The organism is Acinetobacter faecalis (assembly GCF_034187745.1).
Lineage (GTDB): Bacteria > Pseudomonadota > Gammaproteobacteria > Pseudomonadales > Moraxellaceae > Acinetobacter > Acinetobacter faecalis.
The window spans coordinates 1-16,822 of sequence record NZ_JAXHPF010000004.1 but is presented as its reverse complement, the minus strand read 5'-3'; the positions used below and the strand labels follow the sequence as shown (position 1 = coordinate 16,822).

Here is a 16,822-nt window from a genome sequence, read left to right as displayed (position 1 = left end):
GCAATAAAGCGGGTCTTTTTCTACTAAAGCTTACGCTTCAACAGATACGTAGCGACGACCGAATTGGCCTTTCACTTCGAATTTGATTACGCCGTCAGCAGTCGCGAACAAAGTATGGTCACGACCCATACCTACGTTTTGACCAGCGTGGAATTCTGTACCACGTTGACGAACGATAATGTTACCAGCAGTCACAGATTGACCGCCGTACATTTTAACACCTAACATTTTAGGATTCGAGTCACGACCGTTTTTAGTCGAACCACCGGCTTTTTTAGTTGCCATGTCTATTTACTCCTCGTAATTAGCCTGAAATAGCTGTAATTTTCAACTCAGTGAACCATTGACGGTGACCTTGTTGTTTACGATAGTGTTTACGACGACGCATTTTGATAATGCGGATTTTGTCGTGACGACCATGACTAACTACTTCAGCAGTTACAGTAGCACCAGCAACAACTGGAGCACCGATTTGAATGCTTTCGCCGTTCACTAACATTAATACGTCATCAAACGTAATTGTAGCGCCAGTTTCAGCTTTCAATAATTCTACTTTAAGGGTTTCACCCTCAACTACACGGTGCTGTTTACCACCGCTTTGGATTACTGCGTACATAATGTACTCCAACTTACCCGTGTCGTCGTGCCGATAAAGGAATATACCGAACTTAAGACGTACGCCACTGGGGGTTATACAAGGGCAGAGATTTTAAGCGATATTCAAAAAAACAACAAGTGATTTGCCTTAAAAAATGACAAAGCTCACTGATTATTTTATAAACACCCATCCTTTTTCATATTTGAATGTATTTCATACAAAGAACAACCATCCAATTTAAAGAAAACAAGAGTAAAATAAGCATAATAAATAATGTGTTTGTTGTTGATATATTTAATTACACGTGCAACTCCTGTTACTATTCTCAGGCTATCGTTAAAATTGTATGATTTGGCTGCATTAATCTGCAATGATGCTTGTAAGCTTTAGATATTTGTTAAACTAAGTTCCAATTCCAAAAATGAGGTTTCTCTTCACATGACCATCGATTTTAAGCAAGACATTCTCGCTCCTGTTGCTTCTGATTTTGCCGCGATGGATACATTTATTAACGAAGGGATTACTTCAAAAGTTGCTTTAGTCATGGCTGTTAGTAAGCATGTTGTTGAAGCTGGCGGTAAGCGTATGCGCCCAATTATGTGCTTACTTGCTGCAAAAGCATGTGGTGAAGAAAACTTAGAAAAACACACAAAACTTGCTGCAATTATTGAGATGCTTCATACAGCAACTTTAGTTCATGATGATGTTGTAGATGAATCTGGCTTACGTCGTGGACGCCCTACTGCAAATGCAACTTGGAATAATCAAACAGCAGTCTTAGTAGGTGACTTTCTCATTTCACGCTCATTCGATCTTTTGGTCGATTTAGACAACATGACCTTATTAAAAGATTTCTCTACAGGAACATGTGAAATTGCTGAAGGCGAAGTTTTACAATTACAATCTCAACACCAACCAGATACAACAGAAGAAACTTATTTAAGTATTATCCACGGCAAAACTTCACGCTTATTTGAACTAGCAACCGAAGGTTCAGCAATTTTAAGTGGGAAAGATCAATTCCGTGAACCATTACGTAAATACGCAGGTCACTTTGGTAATGCCTTCCAAATTATTGATGACATTTTGGATTACACTTCAGATGCTGAAACATTAGGTAAAAATATTGGTGATGATTTAATGGAAGGTAAACCTACTTTGCCTTTAATCTCAGCTTTAGCAAATACCTCTGGTGAAGAGCGTGAAATTGTTCGAAAAAGTATTGCTACTGGCGGAACAGAAAACTTAGAACGTGTTATTTCAATTGTACAATCTTCAGGTGCACTAGATTATTGCCGCAAACGTGCAACTGAAGAAACAGAAGCAGCACTTCAAGCTTTAGCTGTCTTACCAAATACACCATATCGTCAAGCTCTTGAAAATTTGGCTAAATTAGCTTTAAACCGTATTCAATAAAGCATAGCCAAATCTTACAGCTCATTTAAAGAAAGATTTAATACTTGCTTATGCATATAAAACTCAATGATTTATTCCTAGAAATGCAAGAACAGCTTGATCAAAATCAAGCTGTTTTAGATGATGCTTTGCTTATTGAGTTAGTGAACCGTATTCGTCCTAATGACACCAGAAATCAAGATGAAGTTCAGGCAAAATTTAATGCCTTTGTTCAAGCCATTTTAATTACACCAGATGCAGCATCTACCTTACAAAGTTTTGTTTTAAAACTTATTAGCCAATACAAGCAAACTAGTCTTTATGCCGATACCGGTATTTTGTCTTTAGAAGGTTTTTGGAACCAAATTTTCCAACGCTTAGGCTCTCATTTTCTTCCGCTTATAAGTGATGAAAGCCAACTTCAAGAACTTGTACGTCGAGTTTTTCATCAATATTCAGATCAATATTGGTTAGACAGCATTGAAGATAAACAGTGGCAACAACTTTTCAGATTACTTAATCAAGGTCATAGCAACCAAGAAGAAAAACGGCTAATCCGTAGTGAAATTATTAAAGCGATTACCGTTTTATCTTATCGTGTAAGCGGTATTGGGTTATATCCTGAATTTATTAATGCACACCCAGAATTAACTGAATATGAATCTCCATTTTTGGTTCAAAACCGTGAAATCAATGATTTTATTCAGCAATATAAACAGCTTCATTTAAATGACAATAATTTAGTTGCCATTACCCCACCCGATGCAGCTCAAGCTTTAGTAATGCTTGAACAATGTAAAGATGTTACTGCAAAAATCCGTAGATCGACCAAACGTATTGGCGTAAGTATTAGCTTAACTTATTTACTTTCATTGCTTGAACAATGCCTAGAACGCATAGAAATTTTAATTAACTTCATTGTTGAAAAAGATGATGTTCGTTACAACTCTTTAGGCTGGCTGTTAAACGATATTACAACTGCCATTTATAGCGAACGTAGTGTTCGTTCATTATTGGTCACTAACAGCGAACTTATTGCACTTCAAGTAACAGAAAATGCGAGTAAAACTGGTGAACATTACGTAAGTACAGATAAATCTGGATTTTTCGGAATGTATAAATCGGCTGCTGGCGCAGGCGTGATTATTGCCACTATGGCAACTTTAAAAGTATTAATGGCTCGCGCATCTTTAGCACCATTAATGCAAGCATTTTCATATAGCATGAATTACTCACTAGGATTCATGCTCATTCATGTTTTGCATTTTACCGTTGCAACCAAACAACCTGCGATGACGGCGGCAGCACTTGCATCTACCGTACAGCATCAAAAAGGTTCTAAAACAGCGCAAATTGCAGAACTTGCTGCGCTAATTATTAATATTATTCGAACCCAATTTGTGGCAATTTTAGGGAATATCTCTATTGCGATTCCTGTTGCCGCCATTATTGTCATGTTTTGGGATTTTACCTTACATGAACCTTTAATGAACCATTACAAAGCTACAAAAACTTTACATGATTTAAATCCATTTACCTCTTTAGCTGTTCCTCATGCTGCTATTGCAGGTGTTTGTCTTTTCTTCTCTGGGTTGTTGGCTGGTTATTTCGATAATATGGCGGTCTATCGTAAAGTTGGACCACGTATTCAGGCTCATCCTCAACTTCGCAAATACATAAAACAAGAACGCTTAGATAAGTTCGCTCAATATATTGAGCGTAACCTAGGTGCATTAGCAGGTAACTTCCTGTTTGGTATTATGCTCGGAAGCATGGGAACGCTTGGTTATATTTTAGGTTTACCTTTAGATATTCGCCATATTGCATTTGCTTCTGCAAACTTTATTCAAGGTTTAATGCTCATTAATGGCACACCAGAAATTGGCTTAATTATTGTTTCATTTCTAGGTGTTTTGCTTATTGGCTTAACCAACTTATTTGTCAGTTTTACGCTCACAATTATTGTTGCATTACGCGCCCGTCGTGTACGTTTTGAACAATGGAATCCATTAGCAAAATTAGTACTCACTCACTTTTTAACGCGCCCTACAGATTTCTTTTGGCCGCCTAAGAACAAGTTAGAAATAGAAGAGAAACAAGAGAGTAAAAAAGATCATCACTAATTATTAGGTGATTAAACTCATTGATTATCACACAAAATCACATGAAATATGAATAAATAATATGCGCTTGAAAAAAAGTGTACTGACGGGTACACTTTATTCTCCTTATTGGGTGCACTTTAGCCTGTTGAAACAACAAAAATTTCAACATGCCAATAAATCCGACTAATTTAGGTTGTTTTCTATTATTAATCAGTATTTTATATACAAATACACAAAGTCTCAAATCTTTTAACTTAAGCTTTATCTAACGCTTATGTCTTTTTAGAATAGACTTTTTAATGAAATAACCGTTAATTTATCAACTATTGGCAACACAATTTCTGTATTATTTATAGCCACATAATGTGTTATATACATGTCTTGTTATAAAAATATATGGTTATTGCATTCTACTTTTTGGCAATCGTTGAGAGCATTGCAATTCTTTGGACGCTAATATATTTAGTCTCCATATTTTGCCCATCCTCAAACTTCCAAATAGTCGAAATTTTGGGATTCACACCCAAGCGCACATACTTTCTATGTTGCAATTTTAGGTTACTTATTTATACACACCAATTTGTAACATCTGCAATTTAAAGTATTAACTTTATGTGGATGCTTATTTATTGAGGTATCTAGACTGTACCTAGGTATATATGTCCATCCCGATGTCATTTCTAGTCGGGATATAGGTTTAATTTGGACGTCACTGCTCTATCTGATTTCCATCAAATACTGTGGTGCAAAAGAATTTATAATTTAGATAGAAAATCTAATTGAGGTGGAAGAATGATGTCGGCAAAGCTTTGGGCACCAGCCCTGACTGCTTGCGCATTAGCAACAAGTATTGCACTTGTTGGTTGTAGCAAAGATCCCAAGGATGCTCAGCAAGCTGCTGCAGCTCAACAAATGCCACCTACTGAAGTTGGTGTTATCGTTGCACAACCTCAAAGCGTAGAACAGTCTGTAGAACTTTCAGGTCGTACAACTGCATTTGAAATTTCAGAAGTACGCCCACAAACAAGTGGTGTTGTCCTTAAGCGTTTATTTGCTGAAGGTAGTTATGTACGTGAAGGTCAAGCGCTGTATGAAATTGACTCTCGTACTAATCGTGCAAGTGCTGACAGCGCTCGTGCTGCTCTAACTCGCCAACAAGCAAACCTAAATGTGTTACGTATTAAAGAAGGTCGTTACCGTCAACTTGTAGGTACAAATGCCATTTCTAAACAAGAATATGATGACATTGTAGCTCAAGTAAAATTAGCTGAAGCAGATGTTGCAGCTTCTCGTGCTGAAGTTAAAAATGCTGAAATCAATTTAGGCTATTCAACTGTTCGTTCACCTATTTCAGGTCAAACAAACCGTTCAACAGTCACTGCTGGTGCATTAGTAACAGCAAACCAAGAAGCGCCTTTAGTAACAGTTCAACGTCTAGACCCTATTTATGTTGATATTAACCAATCTAGCGCTGAGCTATTGCGTTTACGTCAACAATTAAGCAAAGGTAGTTTAGATAGCAGCAACAACACTAAAGTGAAGTTAAAGCTTGAAGATGGCAGCGATTATGGTATTGAAGGTCGTTTAGCGTTTTCTGATGCAAGCGTGAATCCAGATACTGGTACTGTTACTTTACGTGCAGTATTCCCGAACCCAAATCATTTACTACTTCCTGGTATGTTTGCAAATGCACAAATCGTACAAGGTGTAATTCCAAATGCTTACCTTATTCCTCAGGCAGCGCTTACTCGCACACCAACAGGTCAAGCAATGGCTATGATTGTAAATGAGAAGGGTCAAGTTGAACCACGTCCTGTAACAACTGTAGCAACTCAAGGTAAAGACTGGATTGTGACTGAAGGCTTAAAAGCTGGTGACAAAGTGATTGTTGATGGTATTGCGAAAGTAAAACCTGAACAAGCTGTAGTTGCTAAACCATATCAGCCACAAGGTGCTGCTCCTCAAGGTGCTCAACCTGCGGCGACTACCGAACAAAAAGCTACTTCAAATAAATAAGGGGTAGACTGAATGGCTCAATTCTTTATCCATCGCCCAATTTTTGCTTGGGTGATTGCATTGGTGATTATGTTAGCTGGTATTCTTACCCTAACAAAAATGCCAATTGCACAGTATCCGACCATTGCACCACCCACTGTCACAATTTCTGCGACGTACCCTGGTGCATCTGCCGAAACTGTTGAAAATACTGTAACTCAGATCATTGAACAACAGATGAATGGTCTAGATGGCTTACGCTATATTTCTTCAAATAGTGCGGGTAACGGTCAAGCATCTATTTCAATTAACTTTGAACAAGGCGTCGACCCAGATATCGCACAAGTTCAAGTTCAAAACAAATTACAATCTGCAACTGCCCTTTTACCTGAAGATGTTCAACGTCAAGGTGTAAAAGTAACGAAATCTGGTGCAAGCTTTTTACAAGTTTTAGCATTCTATTCGACAAATGACAGCCTTTCTGCAGATGATATTAAAGACTATGTAAACTCTAATATTTCAGAACCGCTTAGCCGTGTTGCTGGTGTTGGTGAAGTACAAGTATTTGGTGGTTCTTATGCAATGCGTATTTGGATGGATCCATCCAAAATGGCAAGTTTGCAAGTTACTCCTAGTGATATTGCAACAGCTTTACGTACTCAAAATGCTCAAGTTGCAGTAGGTCAATTAGGTGGTGCTCCATCTGTTGAAGGTCAAGTACTTAACGCAACTGTAAATGCTCAAAGCTTATTGCAAACACCTGAAGAGTTTAAAAACATCTTCCTTAAAAACACAGCAAATGGTGCTCAAGTTCGCTTAAGTGATGTTGCTCGTGTTGAACTAGGTGCAGATAACTACCAATTCGATTCTAAATTTAATGGTAAAGCTGCTGGTGGTGTTGCAATTAAACTTGCGACAGGTGCGAATGCACTCGATACAGCAAAAGCTGTTGAAGCACGTTTAAGCGAGTTACGTCCTAACTACCCAGAAGGCATGAAAGACCAACTGGCATTCGATACAACGCCGTTTATTCAACTTTCAATTGAAAGTGTAGTACACACGTTAATCGAAGCTGTTGTACTTGTATTCCTTGTAATGTTCTTATTCTTGCAAAACTGGCGTGCCACGATTATTCCAACAATGGCAGTTCCTGTTGTTGTATTAGGTACATTTGCAGTTATTAATGTATTCGGTTTCTCAATTAACACGCTCACTATGTTCGCAATGGTTCTTGCCATTGGTTTATTGGTGGATGATGCGATTGTTGTGGTCGAAAACGTTGAACGATTAATGGTTGAGGAACATCTAGATCCTGTTACAGCCACTGAAAATTCAATGAAGCAAATTTCAGGTGCGTTAATTGGTATTACTTCTGTATTGACTGCGGTATTCGTACCAATGGCATTCATGAGTGGTACAACAGGTGTAATTTACCGTCAGTTCTCTGTAACGCTTGTAACCGCAATGATTCTTTCATTAATTGTTGCACTTACATTTACACCTGCGCTTTGTGCGACCATGTTAAAACAACATGATCCAAACAAAGCTGAAAGTAATGGTTTCTTTGCTCGTTTCTTCCGTTCATTCAATACTAACTTCGACAAGTTATCGACCAAATACCAAGGTGGTGTAAACCGCTTAACACACGCGAAAGTTTTCTCTGGCGTTATTTATGTTGCTGTTATTGCAGTAATGGGACTGTTATTCACAAAACTACCGACTTCATTCCTTCCAGATGAAGACCAAGGTGTCGTGATGACCTTAGTGCAATTACCGCCAAACGCATCGTTAGATCGTACAGATAAAACCGTTACAGCAATGACTAACTATTTCTTGAACAATGAAAAAGACTATGTCGAATCTGTATTTAGTGTAGCGGGCTTCTCATTTACAGGTGTTGGTCAAAATGCTGGTCTTGCTTTCATTAAATTGAAAGATTGGAGCGAACGTACTACACCAGAATCACAAGTAGGTGCAATTATCCAACGTGGTATGGCGCTGAACATGATTGTGAAAGATGCATCTTACATCATGCCATTACAGCTTCCTGCTATGCCTGAATTAGGTGTAAGTGCGGGCTTTAACTTCCAACTTAAAGATGCTGGCGGTAAAGGTCACGATGCTCTTCTTGCTGCACGAAATACCATTCTTGGTTTAGCGGCGCAAGATAAGCGCTTAACAGGCGTACGTCCAAATGGTCAAGAAGATACTCCTCAATACAAAATTACTGTAGATCAAGCGCAAGCAGGTGCTATGGGCATTAGTATTGCTGAAATCAACGCGACTATGGGGATGGCTTGGAGTGGTTCTTACATTAATGACTTTGTTGATCGTGGTCGTGTGAAGAAAGTTTATGTTCAAGGCGAAGCAGATGCTCGTATGGTGCCTGAAGACTTAAACAAATGGTACGTTCGTAACAACCAAGGCACCATGGTTCCATTCTCTGCATTCGCAACTGGCGAATGGACTTATGGTTCACCGCGTCTTGAGCGTTATAACGGTATTGCCTCTATGAACATTCAAGGTACACCTGCTCCTGGTGTCAGTTCTGGTGATGCAATGTTAGCAATGGAAGAAATTGCGGCTAAGTTACCATCTATGGGCTTATCAGGATTTGACTATGAGTGGACTGGTTTATCACTAGAAGAACGTGACTCTGGCTCTCAAACTCCATTCCTAATGGCGCTTTCGATTCTTATCGTATTCCTTTGCCTAGCTGCATTATATGAAAGTTGGTCTATTCCATTCTCTGTAATTATGGTGATTCCACTGGGTATTGTTGGTGCAGTATTGCTGACATATCTTGGTATGTTATTAACAAAAGATCCAAATCTTTCAAATAACATTTACTTTAAAGTTGCCCTAATTGCTGTAATTGGTCTATCTGCTAAAAATGCGATTTTGATTGTTGAGTTTGCAAAAGAACTTCAAGAAAAAGGTGAAGAACTTTTCGATGCAACTTTACATGCAGCGAAAATGCGTTTACGTCCAATCATTATGACAACCTTAGCTTTTGGTTTTGGTGTACTTCCTCTTGCACTTGCTTCAGGTGCTGGTGCAGGTAGTCAGCACTCTGTAGGTTATGGCGTACTTGGTGGCGTAATTAGCTCAACACTTCTTGGTATTTTCTTTATCCCTGTATTCTATATTTGGGTACGAAGTATCTTTAAGTTCAAACCAAAACAACAAAATAATCAGGAGCAATCATCGTGATGCAAAAAATATGGTCTATTTCAGGTCGTAGCATTGCGGTTTCTGCACTTGCGCTTGCTTTGACTGCATGTCAAAGCATGCGTGGCCCAGAGCCCGTAGTGAAAGCAAGTATTCCAAGTAGCTATACCAATGCTTCTGGTACTTCTGTTGCTGAACAAGGTTATAAAAACTTCTTTGCAGATCAGCGCTTATTACAAGTGTTAGATTTAGCATTGACCAATAACCGTGATTTGCGTATTGCTGCATTAAACATTCAGCGTGCACAGCAACAGTATCAAATTACTGAAAACAACCAACTTCCAACAATTGGTGCAAGCGGTAGTGTTTTACGTCAAGTAACGCCTACTCGAGATCCGAATAATCCTTATTCATCTTACAATGTTGGTTTGGGTGTAACGGCGTATGAACTTGACTTTTGGGGTCGTGTTCGCAGCTTAAAAGACAATGCTTTAGATACTTATTTAGCAACGTCAAGTGCCCGTGATGCAACGCAAATTGCTTTAATTAGTCAAGTTTCACAAGCATGGTTAAATCATGCTTTTGCAAATGCGAACTTAAAGCTTGCAGAGCAAACACTTAAAGCTCAATTAGAGTCTTATAATCTCAACAAAAAACGTTTTGATGTAGGTATCGACAGTGAAATTCCTGTACGTCAGGCGCAAATTTCTGTTGAGACAGCACGTAACGATGTTGCGAATTATAAAACTCAAGTTGCTCAAGCGAAGAACTTACTAAACCTACTTGTAGGTGAAACAGTTCCTGAAAATTTACTTCCTGCACAGCGTATAACGCGCATTACTAATACAAATTCTATTGGTTCTGGCTTACCAAGCGATTTATTAAATAATCGTCCTGACGTTCGTGCTGCGGAATATAAACTTTCAGCTGCGGGTGCAAATATTGGTGCAGCTAAAGCTCGTTTATTTCCAACAATTAGTTTGACTGGTAGCGCAGGCTACGCATCTACAGATTTAAACAATTTATTTAAATCTGGTAATTTTGCTTGGTCTATTGGTCCTAGCCTAGATCTTCCAATTTTCGATTGGGGCACACGTAGAGCGAATATTAAAATTTCAAAAACAGATCAAGAAATTGCTTTATCTGATTATGAAAAATCTATTCAATCTGCTTTCCGTGAAGTAAATGATGCGCTTGCTGTTCGTCAAAATATTGGTGATCGTTTAGCAGCTCAACGTCGTTTGGTTGATGCAACAAATACAACGTATAAACTTTCAAATGCTCGCTTCCGTGCAGGTATTGATAGCTACTTAACTGTATTAGATGCACAACGTTCTGCTTATGGTGCAGAACAAGGCTTATTACTTTTAGAGCAAGCAAACCTAAACAACCAAGTTGAACTTTACAAAACTTTAGGTGGTGGCGTAAAAGCCAACACAACTGATCAAGTGGAAAAACAACCCTCTTCTTCAGATGTTAAATACAAAAAAGTAGATCAAAAATAATGTTTTGATTTAAAGTAAAAAGCCCACTTCGGTGGGCTTTTTATTGCATTTATAGTTAATTTTTCATATCTTCATACTTAATAATTTTTAGAAATAATATTTATGTTATTAAGCAATTTAGAGTCCGTTCCAGGTCATAAAATTAGTCGTCAACTCGATGTTGTTTATGGAAGTACTGTTCGTAGTAAACATGTTGGTCGCGACTTAATGGCAGGTTTAAAAAATATTGTTGGTGGTGAGCTTAAAGGCTATACGGAACTTTTAGAAGAATCTCGCCAAGAAGCCATGCAACGCATGATAGATAAAGCACAATCTTTAGGTGCTAATGCAATTGTCGGCATACGCTTTTCTACATCAAACATTGCTCAAGGTGCATCTGAGCTTTTTGTATACGGCACGGCAGTAATTGTAGAAACAAATTTAGCACCTCTTCCAAATCCATTTCCTACCCAAGGTTAATGCACATGGATGCTTTTTTACTAAAAGTTGCCATTTTTGTTGTTTTGTTTTCAATTGGCTGGGGCTTTGGTCGACATACAGAAAGAAAACATTTTCAAGCCTTGAAAGAACAAGAAAATCGTTTAGCTTACATACACATAGAAACAAATCGTTTTAAAACCAGTGAAACGACAGGTCAGCTTGTGAGTAGCAATGTGGTTATTTCTCATGACTACTTTAAATATGTAATTGCCAATATTCAAAATTTCTTTGGCGGACGTTTAACAAGTTATGAAAGTATTGTAGAACGTGCAAGACGTGAAGCGGTTATTCGCTTAAAACTAGAAGCTGAAAAAATGGGAGCAACGGAAATTTTAGGATTACGTTTAAGCACCACAGAATTAGGTATGCAAGGCGGAATGGTTGAAGTTTTTGCTTATGGGACGGCAATTAAAAAATAAGATTTTTTGTTTCACAATCCCACCAACCTCCCTTTAAAAAAGGGAGGCTTATCTTGTTTTATTTCACTTTAGTTTTTCGAATCATTTTGTAAAGTGTGCTTGGTGATAAACGTGAAATCCATGTACCAAGCACTTCTTTTTGCCCACCAATTACAATGTATTCCTGCCCTTTCACCAAAGCATTCACAGCAATTTTGGCAAATTCATCTGCTTCTAAACCATTTTCAATTGCATCATCTTGATGTTGCTGTGGTTGCCCTGCACCATTTAAAGCATTAAATGAAACATTGGTTTTTACAAAACCTGGGAAAATCACGGAAACATTTACACCTTCATTTGCAACTTCAGCACGTAAGCTATTTGCCCACATATGAATTGCACCTTTTGCTGCCGAATACGTTGCACGATATTGTGTACCCAATAATCCTGCAACACTTGAAACAAATACAATGCGACCCGTTTTTTGCGTTAAGAATGTTGGTAAAACTGTTTTGGTTAAATTCACTTGCGAGAAATAATCGATCTCCATGATTTTACGTTCAGTTTCCATGGTTGTATCTGTAATTAATGCACGCTGACTTAAACCTGCATTATTAATTAACCAATCAATTTTGCCCTTTTCTTTAAGAACAATTTCATACGCATTTTGCACTTGGCTTTCATCAGTTACATCTAAAACAACAGATAAATGCTTATTCGGCTCAACAAGCTCTGCACGAACTTTTTCTAATTCTTCTAAACGACGTGCAGATAAAATAACTTGTGCACCGCGATTCGCACATTCCACAGCTAATGCCTTTCCTAACCCTGAAGAAGCGCCTGTAATCCAAACAACTTTTTGGTCTAATTCTTTCGATGCGGTCATCTGATATTCCCCTATGTAGATGGCTGATTTGGCTGTTTTAAAAAGCTAAAAAAGTGCATTAATGTTTTTTGTGCATGAATAAAATCGAACTGCGTTGAAACCTTTTCAATGCGTTTATAACCCAACTGTGTTGTTAAATGAATAACACCTGTTAAGGTTTTATCGACCACAAAATTAAATTTCAGCAATTTTTTTGGCGCATAAATAAGTTGATCAATACCTTGATCGACAATTTTAGTAAATACTTGAAAGGCAGGCACAATATAAGATTGATCACCCTTTTCAATTTGCGCCATATAATTTATAGCCTCATTTAGTAAAGATTGATCTACGTAATACGTCAAAAAATGTTGCCCATTTTTACACTGTATTTGCGTTTGTAAATATTCAACCAATGGATTTAATCGCTCATTACTAAAAAGGGCAATTGCCCACGGCATATATTTTTTTAAATTATCTTTAATTTGCTGTAAGGTATTTTCAGACTCTAAATCAGTATGCGCACGAATTTTCGCAATTTCTCCAAAAACTTGATCAACCACATGACAAGACATCTCTGCTAAAACTTGACCTAATTCTTGAGCAATACTAGATGAAGTTCCTTGTTTTAAGCGCTCTGAAATACTTTGAAACTGTTCAAATGTATTTTTTTCCAAGCCAAGAAAAACCATATTCTGCATAGAAACATCCTTTGTCTATCTTTATCTATTTGTACTTTTTCAAAAAATTAATAACTTTCAAAATGTATAACATATCAAGGCTATTACAACATCACTCTAATTACATACAGTTTGCATTTGGTTAAAGTGCCTCAAGTCCTGTTTTTTTGCTACAATAGATGCAATTTTTTATCCACTTTTGATCTGTTCGAACTATGACTGATTCAGCGCAAAATATTGCTACAACTTACGATCCGACTGAGATCGAGAAAAAATGGTACCAAACTTGGGAAGAGCGTGGTTACTTTAAGCCGTCTGAAAATGGCGAGTCTTTTTGTATTATGATTCCACCGCCAAACGTCACCGGTAGCTTGCACATGGGTCATGGTTTTAACAATGCCATTATGGATGCCCTCACTCGTCATAAGCGTATGTCTGGTTTTAACACGCTTTGGCAACCGGGTACAGACCACGCAGGTATTGCAACGCAAATGGTTGTAGAGCGTCAGCTGGGTGCACAAGGTATTAGCCGTCATGATTTAGGTCGTGAAAAATTCATCGACAAAATCTGGGAATGGAAAGAACAATCTGGCGGTACAATTACACGTCAAATCCGTCGTTTAGGTTCTTCTGTAGATTGGTCACGTGAACGCTTTACAATGGACGATGGTTTATCAAATGCTGTTAAAGAAGTGTTTGTAAAACTTCATGAAGATGGTTTGATTTACCGTGGTAAACGCCTTGTAAACTGGGATCCAAAATTACAAACTGCCCTTTCTGACTTAGAGGTTGAGTCTGATAAAGAAGAAGCAGGTTCACTTTGGCACTTCAAATATTTCTTTGAAGATAAGTCACTTCGCACACACGATGGTAAAGATCACATTGTTGTGGCAACAACTCGTCCTGAAACATTATTAGGTGATACGGCTGTTGCGGTTGCACTTGATGATGAACGCTATGCGGCACTTGTTGGCAAGAACATCATTTTACCAATTACAGGTCGTGCAGTTCCAATTGTTAAAGACGAATATGTCGACAAAGAATTCGGTACAGGCTGTGTAAAAATCACCCCTGCACACGACTTCAACGACTATGAAGTTGGTAAACGTTGCGAATTGCCAATCATCAACATCTTCAACAAAAATGCGGAAGTTCTTGCTGAGTTTGAATACATCGCAAAAGCGGGCGAGCAAATTTCTAAAACAATTCCTGCACCTGCGGACTATATTGGTTTAGAACGTTTTGAAGCACGTAAAAAGTTAGTAGAACAAGCGGAATCTGAAGGCTGGTTAGACCAAATTCAACCGTACACATTGAAACCACCTCGCGGTGACCGTTCAGGTGTAATCGTTGAGCCGTTATTGACTGACCAATGGTATGTAAAAATTGCACCACTTGCTGAACCTGCAATCAAAGCAGTGAAAGATGGCGACATCAAATTCGTTCCAGAGCAATACAGCAACATGTATATGGCTTGGATGAACAACATTCAAGACTGGTGTATTTCTCGTCAATTATGGTGGGGTCACCGTATTCCAGCTTGGTACGATGCAGAAGGTAATGTTTACGTAGGTCGTAACGAAGAAGAAGTTCGTGCGAAAAATGGCATCCCTGCTGATGTTCAATTGGATCAAGACGAAGATGTATTAGATACATGGTTCTCATCGGGTCTTTGGACATTCTCAACCTTAGGTTGGACTGGCGACGCTGCGAAAGATAAAGAAAACTATTTCTTAAATACTTTCCACCCGACTGATGTACTTGTTACAGGTTTCGACATCATCTTCTTCTGGGTTGCCCGTATGATTATGATGACCATGCACTTCATGAAAAATGAAGATGGTACACCGCAAGTTCCGTTTAAAACTGTGTATGTACACGGTTTGGTACGTGATGGCGAAGGTCAGAAAATGTCTAAATCTAAGGGTAACGTGCTTGACCCATTAGATTTGATTGACGGTGTTGATTTAGAAACTTTAGTACAAAAACGTACAACAGGTTTGATGAACCCTAAACAAGCGGCGAAAATTGAAAAATCAACGCGTAAAGAATTCCCTGAAGGGATTCAATCTTACGGTACAGATGCGGTTCGTTTCACATTCTGTGCGCTTGCAAACACAGGTCGTGACATTAAGTTCGATATGAAACGTGTTGAAGGTTACCGTAACTTTGCCAACAAAATCTGGAACGCAACCCGTTTCGTGATGATGAACTGCGAAGAGCAAGTGATTGGTCAAGAAGTTCGCCAAGATCTTTGGGAATTGCCTGAACAGTGGATCGTAAGCCGTCTACAAAAAGCGGAACAAGCGGTGCAAACCGCATTTTCGACTTACCGTTTAGACTTGGCTGCACAAGCGATTTACGAGTTCATTTGGAATGAATACTGTGACTGGTATGTAGAGCTGACGAAGCCTGTTCTCAATGACGAAAATGTATCGATTGAGCGTAAAGCTGAAGTACGTCGTGTTCTTCTTTCTGTGATGGAAGCGTCTTTACGTTTGGCGCATCCGTTGATGCCTTACTTGACAGAAGAAATCTGGCAAACACTTGCGCCGAAACTCAACATCGTTGGCGAAACGATTATGCTTGCACAGTACCCTGTTGCTGACCAAGCGCTCATCAATGACCAAGCTGAAGCAGATATGCAATGGCTGCAAGGTTTGATTGGTGCGGTACGTAACATCCGTGGTGAGATGGGCTTAGGTAATGCTCGCTTATTGCCTGTTCTGCTTCAAAACACAACTGAAGCTGAAAAGGCACAGATTGCTCGTATTGAACCATTGTTTAAAGCATTGGCAAAAGTTGAAAGCATTACTTTCCTTGCAGATGCTGAACAACCGCCATTGTCTTCATCTTCTGTAGTCGGTCATGTGTCTGTATTCGTTCCAATGAAGGGTTTAATTGACCCTAAAGCGGAATTGGGGCGTTTACAAAAAGACTTAGACAAGGTTCAAAAACAACATGACCAAATTGCAACTAAACTTGGCAATGAAGGTTTTGTGGCAAAAGCACCTGCCGCTGTGGTTGAAGGTGAAAAAGTTAAACTTGCTGAGTTTGCTGATCAGTTAGCGAAGATTAAAGCAAATATGGAGCAAATTGCAGCGCTTTAAGATGTTGTTAGTTTGATCTAATTTGTAGTATAAAGGGCTGATTATTCAGCCCTTTATTTTTATAAATATGAAAGACTTATTAGAACCAATATATCTTAATGAAAAAATGCTGCTCAATTGTGCTGGATATCTATTTGATGGTATAGGGCTCACTCAAGAAATTAATAATACGAGCATTGAAAATACAAGTAAAAATTTAAATGCTTCAGGAGCTGTTGAGTCAAGTAGCTTTATAGATTTTATAGCAAAAGCAGGTGGCAATATTGATGCTAATTATGAAAGTCAGATTAATAGTAATTATGCATTTAACACTATAAAAACTTTAACTTTAGGTGCACTGCATATGAAGTCTTTAGATAAATTAGTAGAAGATAAGCTCATTGAAGAGCTACAAATTAATACTGGAATTATAAGTAATACCCCTTTTAAAAGGATTAAAGCAAACATTAGACCTGTAGATTTTTTTGAACTAATACAACTTTTAAAAGCAATTACACCTCAATTAAAACCTTTATTTAAT

The 16,822-nt window shown here is 38.3% G+C and carries 13 protein-coding genes; 9 read left to right on the top strand and 4 right to left on the bottom strand.

The window, feature by feature from the left end; translation table 11 throughout:
- Nucleotides 1-30: 30 nt before the first annotated feature.
- Together rpmA and rplU are read right to left on the bottom strand one after the other, a co-directional pair.
- The gene (rpmA, locus tag SKM54_RS05190; protein ID WP_005097774.1) at nt 31-285 is read right to left on the bottom strand and encodes a 50S ribosomal protein L27; all 255 of its coding nucleotides are present in this window, start codon (nt 283-285) and stop codon (nt 31-33) included.
- A gap of 19 nt (nt 286-304) precedes the next feature.
- A complete protein-coding gene (rplU, locus tag SKM54_RS05185) occupies nt 305-616 on the bottom strand; it encodes a 50S ribosomal protein L21 (protein WP_004280640.1) in 312 nt (103 codons plus the stop codon).
- A 420-nt stretch (nt 617-1,036) separates the two neighbouring features.
- Between rplU and sdsA the strand changes: the two genes are divergently transcribed.
- The 7 genes from sdsA (at nt 1,037) to SKM54_RS05150 (ending at nt 11,668) form a co-directional block, all read left to right on the top strand.
- On the top strand, nt 1,037-2,014 hold the full coding sequence (gene sdsA, locus SKM54_RS05180) for an All-trans-nonaprenyl-diphosphate synthase (protein WP_321088171.1): 978 nt from the start codon (nt 1,037-1,039) through the stop codon (nt 2,012-2,014).
- A gap of 50 nt (nt 2,015-2,064) precedes the next feature.
- The gene (locus SKM54_RS05175) at nt 2,065-4,116 is read left to right on the top strand and encodes a site-specific recombinase (RefSeq protein ID WP_321094805.1); all 2,052 of its coding nucleotides are present in this window, start codon (nt 2,065-2,067) and stop codon (nt 4,114-4,116) included.
- Between the two features lie 774 nt (nt 4,117-4,890).
- Complete coding sequence (locus SKM54_RS05170; RefSeq protein WP_321091016.1) at nt 4,891-6,114, top strand: efflux RND transporter periplasmic adaptor subunit; 1,224 nt, start codon at nt 4,891-4,893, stop codon at nt 6,112-6,114.
- 12 nt (nt 6,115-6,126) lie between these two features.
- Nucleotides 6,127-9,306: an efflux RND transporter permease subunit gene (locus tag SKM54_RS05165; RefSeq protein ID WP_321094566.1), complete on the top strand. Its 3,180-nt coding sequence runs from the start codon at nt 6,127-6,129 to the stop codon at nt 9,304-9,306.
- Nucleotides 9,306-10,769: a multidrug efflux RND transporter AdeIJK outer membrane channel subunit AdeK gene (gene adeK, locus SKM54_RS05160; RefSeq protein WP_321094803.1), complete on the top strand. Its 1,464-nt coding sequence runs from the start codon at nt 9,306-9,308 to the stop codon at nt 10,767-10,769. The genes SKM54_RS05165 and adeK overlap by 1 nt, the downstream gene beginning before the upstream one ends.
- A gap of 102 nt (nt 10,770-10,871) precedes the next feature.
- Complete coding sequence (locus SKM54_RS05155) at nt 10,872-11,228, top strand: YbjQ family protein (protein ID WP_321094563.1); 357 nt, start codon at nt 10,872-10,874, stop codon at nt 11,226-11,228.
- Between the two features lie 5 nt (nt 11,229-11,233).
- Nucleotides 11,234-11,668 carry a YbjQ family protein gene (locus tag SKM54_RS05150; protein ID WP_321089213.1) on the top strand — a complete coding sequence of 145 codons (435 nt, stop codon included), beginning with the start codon at nt 11,234-11,236 and terminating at the stop codon, nt 11,666-11,668.
- Between the two features lie 58 nt (nt 11,669-11,726).
- Here SKM54_RS05150 and SKM54_RS05145 read toward each other — a convergent pair whose 3' ends face one another.
- Nucleotides 11,727-12,533 (bottom strand): SDR family oxidoreductase, encoded by an 807-nt coding sequence (locus SKM54_RS05145; RefSeq protein ID WP_321094561.1) that lies wholly within the window; start codon nt 12,531-12,533, stop codon nt 11,727-11,729.
- A gap of 11 nt (nt 12,534-12,544) precedes the next feature.
- Nucleotides 12,545-13,213, bottom strand: a complete 669-nt coding sequence (locus tag SKM54_RS05140; protein WP_321094559.1) for a hypothetical protein — start codon at nt 13,211-13,213, stop codon at nt 12,545-12,547.
- 194 nt (nt 13,214-13,407) lie between these two features.
- Between SKM54_RS05140 and SKM54_RS05135 the strand changes: the two genes are divergently transcribed.
- Entirely contained in the window at nt 13,408-16,302 is a 2,895-nt protein-coding gene (locus SKM54_RS05135; protein WP_321094557.1) for a valine--tRNA ligase, read from the top strand.
- A 67-nt stretch (nt 16,303-16,369) separates the two neighbouring features.
- Nucleotides 16,370-16,822: DUF6414 family protein (locus tag SKM54_RS05130; RefSeq protein ID WP_455350660.1), on the top strand; the 453-nt coding region annotated here is incomplete at its 3' end.

Bases quoted from the DNA above. Each gene is read 5' to 3' on its own strand.
- rpmA (WP_005097774.1), bottom strand. From the start codon at position 285: ATGGCAACTAAAAAAGCCGGTGGTTCGACTAAAAACGGTCGTGACTCG.
- rplU (WP_004280640.1), bottom strand. From the start codon at position 616: ATGTACGCAGTAATCCAAAGCGGTGGTAAACAGCACCGTGTAGTTGAG.
- sdsA (WP_321088171.1), top strand. From the start codon at position 1,037: ATGACCATCGATTTTAAGCAAGACATTCTCGCTCCTGTTGCTTCTGAT.
- SKM54_RS05175 (WP_321094805.1), top strand. From the start codon at position 2,065: ATGCATATAAAACTCAATGATTTATTCCTAGAAATGCAAGAACAGCTT.
- SKM54_RS05170 (WP_321091016.1), top strand. From the start codon at position 4,891: ATGATGTCGGCAAAGCTTTGGGCACCAGCCCTGACTGCTTGCGCATTA.
- SKM54_RS05165 (WP_321094566.1), top strand. From the start codon at position 6,127: ATGGCTCAATTCTTTATCCATCGCCCAATTTTTGCTTGGGTGATTGCA.
- adeK (WP_321094803.1), top strand. From the start codon at position 9,306: ATGCAAAAAATATGGTCTATTTCAGGTCGTAGCATTGCGGTTTCTGCA.
- SKM54_RS05155 (WP_321094563.1), top strand. From the start codon at position 10,872: ATGTTATTAAGCAATTTAGAGTCCGTTCCAGGTCATAAAATTAGTCGT.
- SKM54_RS05150 (WP_321089213.1), top strand. From the start codon at position 11,234: ATGGATGCTTTTTTACTAAAAGTTGCCATTTTTGTTGTTTTGTTTTCA.
- SKM54_RS05145 (WP_321094561.1), bottom strand. From the start codon at position 12,533: ATGACCGCATCGAAAGAATTAGACCAAAAAGTTGTTTGGATTACAGGC.
- SKM54_RS05140 (WP_321094559.1), bottom strand. From the start codon at position 13,213: ATGCAGAATATGGTTTTTCTTGGCTTGGAAAAAAATACATTTGAACAG.
- SKM54_RS05135 (WP_321094557.1), top strand. From the start codon at position 13,408: ATGACTGATTCAGCGCAAAATATTGCTACAACTTACGATCCGACTGAG.